This is a genomic window from Methanophagales archaeon (genome assembly GCA_021159465.1).
GTDB lineage: Archaea > Halobacteriota > Syntropharchaeia > Alkanophagales > Methanospirareceae > G60ANME1.
The window spans coordinates 1-5,385 of sequence record JAGGRR010000174.1 but is presented as its reverse complement, the minus strand read 5'-3'; the positions used below and the strand labels follow the sequence as shown (position 1 = coordinate 5,385).

The window sequence follows — 5,385 nt, the reverse complement described above, 5'->3', positions numbered from 1 at the left end:
GCACTACCTCCTGAGCTTAATGTTAATACCGAACATACACCCCTGACCAGCCCATCTCTTCCTTTTATCAGTCCCTTCTCGTTATGGAATGCGTCTATAAACACATCAGTCTCATGAAGTTCCGGTTTCTCCACCCTCAGGAGTTTATACTTTATCAAACCAGAAATCAAACCACCCAATGCTGGAATTAGAGCTAATAGGATCAACAACCACCCGCAATCAGATAATGCATTCCCAAATAGCGGTCTGAAGCTGAAGAAGTGTGGTTCATTCACCGGTGATGGTGGACTATAACCAGTGAGGAATTCTAGAAATAGAGATGATAGTAAGTCTAAACTCAAAAAGAAGCAGACAATAGCGATACCTACTAAGATACCTATAATTGCATAATTAAATGTGTGTTTAGCCCACTCGCCCAGATATTTTATCTCCCCCGTCACCTCTCTCTCACACGCTCCATCGCCATGGTTATCATCGCTACTATGTCGCGTTCACTCCACCGTGAAGAATCTATTATCAGGTCATAAGTCATGAGGTCATTCAGGTCTATCCCGTAATATCTCATGTATCGTGTATGTTCGGAGCGTTCGCGCACTCTCATGCCAGATAGGGCAGCTTCGTAGGTTATGTGTTCACGTGCAGCGATTCTTCGTGCCCTTATCTCCTCTGGCGCCTTCAACCATATCTTCAGATCCGCATCTCGAATGATGAAACCCGATAGTCTGCCTTCCACAATCACATTCTCTCGCTTCATCGCTTCCTCTTCCTGCTTAGCATCTATCCACCGGTCAAAATCAGCTTTAGCCTCTGCCAATCTGCTGAACTGCTCCAGATGCAGGCTCTTATCTGCTGCTAATCGTCTGAACATCTCACCAGCAGAGATCACTTCTATTGATAATTCCTCTGATAATAACTTCGCTACCGCCGTCGTACCACTACCGGGGAGCCCGCTTATTGTTATTCGCATGATGGGTTGAGAACCAAACTAACAACTAACCTTTTATTACACCTATCGGTCTGAACGCCACAACTTTGGTGGCTATACCCGAGACTTCACAGCTCCGTACTACGACCTCAGGGTCTTTATAAGCTGCTGAGACCTCTTCCGCAAGTTCACCATACCGGTCAAATGGTATGCCCCGCTTCCTTCTTACATCCCTTTTACTACGCTCGCGCGCTTTCACCATTATACCGCGCCTGGTCAGCTCTTCCTTCACCTCACTACCACGGTATTTCCGCATCGCTGCCGTCCTGCTCAGCTCACGACCTGAGCCATGAGCACAACTGCCAAAAGTCTCCTGCATCGCCAGTTCTGTCCCAACAGCCAGGAAACTGCGAGTACCCATTGAACCGGGGATCAGGACCGGCTGACCCACAGTGCGATAGACATGAGGGAGTCGCTCATCGCCTGCCGGGAACGCTCGTGTCGCACCCTTCCGATGTACACACAACTTCATTCTCTTTCCGTCCACAAAATGCTCCTCCTCCTTCGCTATGTTATGCGCGATATCATATACCACTTGTATCTCCATCTCCTCCGCGTTCCGCCGCAGCACGCCTTCAAAGACTTTTCTCACCCAGTGAGTGGCAAGCTGCCGGTTCGCGAATGCGTAATTTGCGCAGGCGCACATAGCTTGGAAGTAATCCATGCCTGTGTCGCTGCTCAGGTAAGCGCAAGCCAGTTCCCGCTCCAGCTTCAGTATCTTCGCCAGTGTGGCATCCTTTTTCATCTCACGCTCGAAAGTACGGAGATAGTAAGTGCAAACGCCATGAGAGAAGCCCCTACCGCCAGTGTGTATCAAAACAGTCACCTGTCCAGGATCTTCGAGCCCAAACGCCTTTGCCAGCTCTTCATTAAATATCTCATCTACCACCCCTACCTCCAAGAAGTGGTTGCCTGAACCAAGCGTGCCGAGCTGCGGTGCACCTCGCTTCCGGGATTTCTCATCTATCTTCGCTGGATTCGCTGCTTCCAATTTCCCGCCCTCTTCTGTACACTCCAGATCATTATCCCAGCCATAGCCGTTCTCTATGCACCATTCTGAACCGCCCAGAAGCACATCATCCAGCTGGCTTGGTGTCAGTGTCACTTTACCCGAAAGTCCAAGCCCTGCCGGTATATACTCAAATAAACCATCCAGTATCTCCTTCAGGTGCGGTCTGACCTCTTCCTCCTTTAGATTTGTCCGAATGAGCCTCACTCCGCAGTTTATATCATAACCGACCCCGCCAGGCGATATAACACCCGCCTCAAAGTCCGTAGCTGCAACACCACCAATAGGGAAACCATAGCCCTGATGTCCATCAGGCATGACCATTGAGTACTTCACAATGCCAGGGAGTGAAGCGACATTGATCGTCTGTTGCAGCGTAAGGTCACTCTTCATCTTCTCTAACAGCTCTTTTGACGCATATATCCGTGCTGGTACCCTCATGTAATCCTTATACGACTGGGGTACTTCCCATACATCATCCCTTATCTTCTTCAGCGGAATCTCCATTCTTCAAAACACCTCACCTCACGCTTCGCTACCAGTGAATTGAAAAATTGATGTGATAAATAGAGTACTAATACTATAAATTTATACTGAATAGCTAAAAAGCATCAAGCAGCACCGTCAAGCTCCCATCGTCGTCGGTGCAGACGCAGTACCGGCAGCGCCTAAAGCTTGCTGCAGCTGCTGCTGCAACTGCTGATATTTCTTCAGTACGCGTTCCTCCTGTCGCTCCAGAGTTTTCAACCGCAGGTCATAGGTCTCTTTCTTCTCCGATAAATCCTTTTTCACATCCACCTTCGCCACTTTTATCATCAGTTCACCCACGGTTCGATATATAACAGAATTATCATCGAGGTTCTCCAGCTCCTTCAATGCAGCCTCCGCATCCCGAAGCAAAGCCTCTACCTGCACCTTCTGCCTGCTCACTGCTTCTAACTGAAGTTTCAACTGCTGCAACTGTGCAATCTGGTTCTGCACCATCGGGGGTATTTCACCACTTCCACTCATCTTATCACCACTCTTACTCTTATTACTTTTGTTTTATTAATATAAATACAGACATGGTCATGGTAGAATGGTAGAGCGAGTAGGAATACTGGTGGTCTCTTATGGCTCACGCGCCTCTGCGGTGATAGATGCGCTGAGCAGGAGTGAGAATTACGATACTCATTTCTATGTCACCGATAGGCAGCGTAACCCATTTAATTTGAGGTATGCAGATGAGCATGTGGTAATCCCGGATCTGGATGTAGCTAAGATACGGGATTTTGTAGATGCGAATAAGAACAGGATAGATTTCGGGATATGTTGTCCTGAGGGACCTATAATAGCGGGTATTAGGGACGTGGTAGAGCAAGATACGGGTGTGGCGATGATATGCCCGACGAAGAGATACGCAATAGAAGCCAGCAAAGCTTCACAACGGCTTCTGCTCGCTGAATGCTGCCCTGAGACAAATCCCAGATTTAAAATCTTTCATCGTGGTGAATATGAATACAGAAGCGAAGCGGCATTAAAGGATGCAATTTGGGAATTCTTAGACGAACTGGGCTCGGAGGTAGCAGTGAAACCCGATAAACCCGCCGCAGGAAAAGGAGTAGGCGTATGGGGAGACCATTTTACCAATAGAGAGCAGCTATTCGAGCATTTCAAGTCTATTTTTGAGAGTGGGAGCGATGTGATAATCGAGGAAAAAATGGAAGGCGAAGAGTCAAGCTTCCAGGTGTTCTGTGATGGCAGGAATCTCGTGCCAGTACCGGATACGAGGGATTACAAACGCGCTTTTGATTCCGATATGGGTCAGAATACAGGGGGTATGGGCTCTTACAAAGATACTAAGGATTGGCTGCCGTTTATGGATAGACATGATAGAGAAGAGGAAGAGAGAATAGTACAGAAGATATTCAATGCACTAAGAGGCGATGGCAGTAATAATAATGATGAGTTGAGGGGAATATCTTTTTATGTCGCTTTCATGCATACGCGAGAAGGAGCGAAGATACTGGAGATAAACAGTCGTCCAGGCGATCCAGAGATTCAGAATGTATTGCCTGTCCTGAAAAGCGACCCTGTGGAACTCTGTTTTAGCATGATAGAGGGTAATCTATCGCCATCGAAGCTGGAATGTGAGGCTAAGGCGACTGTCGTGACGTATGCGGTGCCTATGGACTACGGCGGTTACCGTGAGAGCTACAGTGGCGACAGGAAGGTGGATTTGAGTGGTGTATATCGTTTGAAAGAGGAATACGGCGATAACCTGCGAGTATATCCGGGCTCTATGGAGTTGAAAGCAGATGGCAATACCTACGCACTCGGTTCAAGAACTGTATGCACGGTTGGCATCGGCGATAGCATAGAGGATGCGAGGGCAATTTCACTCGATGGTATCAGGCATATAGATGGAGCACTGTGGAACCGGTGGGATGTAGGAGCACCACATTACATAGCGCGGAGCGTAGAGAGGATGAAGGAGTTAAGGAGGGGTTAGGAGGGTCATGATAGCGATAGAGCTTTTCGAACTGCAGCCTCCATTACTTCCACCGGGGGTTCCATGCCTGTCCATATCCTGAACGATGCAGCACCCTGATACACAAGCATCTTCACTCCTTCGATTATCGTTTGCACACCCGCCTTCTTCGCTTCTCTCAGTAACTTCGTTTCCGCAGGATTATATACGATATCAAACACAACGAGCCTGGAATGCATCATCCCAGCATTCACTAACGTTGCATCTGCTCGTGGATACATACCAACTGAAGTGGTGTTTATCAGGATATCAGCATCTTTGATATGGCGTTTAAGCTCTTCCTCGCTCAGGCTGATAAAATCCGCATTGTGGAGTGAAGAAGCGAGCATAGCAGCTCTGTCTTCTGTTCGATTCGCTATCGTTAGTCTCGCACCTTCAGTATCAAGATAGAAAGCTATAGCACGTGCGGCACCGCCAGCGCCGAGAATTAAGACCTCTTTTCCTTTTATTTCTCCTACTCTCTCCTTCAATACCGTCAATGCACCTATACCATCGGTATTATAGCCAGTGGGAGTCCCGGAGGTGAAATCTATTGTATTTATCGCTCCTATTCGGCTCGCTATATCATCAGCCTCAACGAAAGCAAGTGCCTTCTCCTTCAGTGGTATAGTCACATTGAGCCCGGCGATGCCCAGACTCTTTGCGCCCCTTATCGCGTCGCCAAGGTCATGCTCAGCCACTCTAAATGCGAGATAAATAGCATCCAGTCCCAGAGCCTCAAATGCCGCATTGTGCATAACGGGCGAGAGACTATGCTCTATCGGATTGCCTATAACTCCATATACCTTCTTAACCATACCTTAGCTCCCTTATTAGCGATATTCATGGATTACAAGCTTGTATCAGCGAGAGCAAAAGGGG

At 48.0% G+C, this 5,385-nt stretch carries 6 protein-coding genes; 1 reads left to right on the top strand and 5 read right to left on the bottom strand.

The genetic code is table 11. The features are described from left to right. The 4 genes from J7J01_07715 to J7J01_07700 all read right to left on the bottom strand — a co-directional run. The coding region (locus tag J7J01_07715) for a hypothetical protein (GenBank protein MCD6210756.1) at positions 1-440 on the bottom strand (440 nt) is incomplete at its 3' end. Then, on the bottom strand, positions 437-967 hold the full coding sequence (locus J7J01_07710; GenBank protein ID MCD6210755.1) for an AAA family ATPase: 531 nt from the start codon (positions 965-967) through the stop codon (positions 437-439). The genes J7J01_07710 and J7J01_07715, both read right to left, overlap by 4 nt. Before the next feature lie 25 nt (positions 968-992). After that, positions 993-2,501: an RtcB family protein gene (locus J7J01_07705; protein MCD6210754.1), complete on the bottom strand. Its 1,509-nt coding sequence runs from the start codon at positions 2,499-2,501 to the stop codon at positions 993-995. A 117-nt stretch (positions 2,502-2,618) separates the two neighbouring features. Beyond that, entirely contained in the window at positions 2,619-3,005 is a 387-nt protein-coding gene (locus J7J01_07700; GenBank protein ID MCD6210753.1) for a prefoldin subunit beta, read from the bottom strand. A 67-nt stretch (positions 3,006-3,072) separates the two neighbouring features. On the opposite strand from J7J01_07700, the gene J7J01_07695 reads away from it, so the two are divergent. Continuing rightward, positions 3,073-4,485, top strand: a complete 1,413-nt coding sequence (locus tag J7J01_07695; GenBank protein MCD6210752.1) for a hypothetical protein — start codon at positions 3,073-3,075, stop codon at positions 4,483-4,485. Between the two features lie 5 nt (positions 4,486-4,490). Here J7J01_07695 and aroE read toward each other — a convergent pair whose 3' ends face one another. Next, complete coding sequence (gene aroE / locus J7J01_07690; protein ID MCD6210751.1) at positions 4,491-5,321, bottom strand: shikimate dehydrogenase; 831 nt, start codon at positions 5,319-5,321, stop codon at positions 4,491-4,493. Positions 5,322-5,385: the final 64 nt, after the last annotated feature.

Bases quoted from the DNA above. Each gene is read 5' to 3' on its own strand.
- J7J01_07710 (MCD6210755.1), bottom strand. From the start codon at position 967: ATGCGAATAACAATAAGCGGGCTCCCCGGTAGTGGTACGACGGCGGTA.
- J7J01_07705 (MCD6210754.1), bottom strand. From the start codon at position 2,501: ATGGAGATTCCGCTGAAGAAGATAAGGGATGATGTATGGGAAGTACCC.
- J7J01_07700 (MCD6210753.1), bottom strand. From the start codon at position 3,005: ATGAGTGGAAGTGGTGAAATACCCCCGATGGTGCAGAACCAGATTGCA.
- J7J01_07695 (MCD6210752.1), top strand. From the start codon at position 3,073: ATGGTAGAGCGAGTAGGAATACTGGTGGTCTCTTATGGCTCACGCGCC.
- aroE (MCD6210751.1), bottom strand. From the start codon at position 5,321: ATGGTTAAGAAGGTATATGGAGTTATAGGCAATCCGATAGAGCATAGT.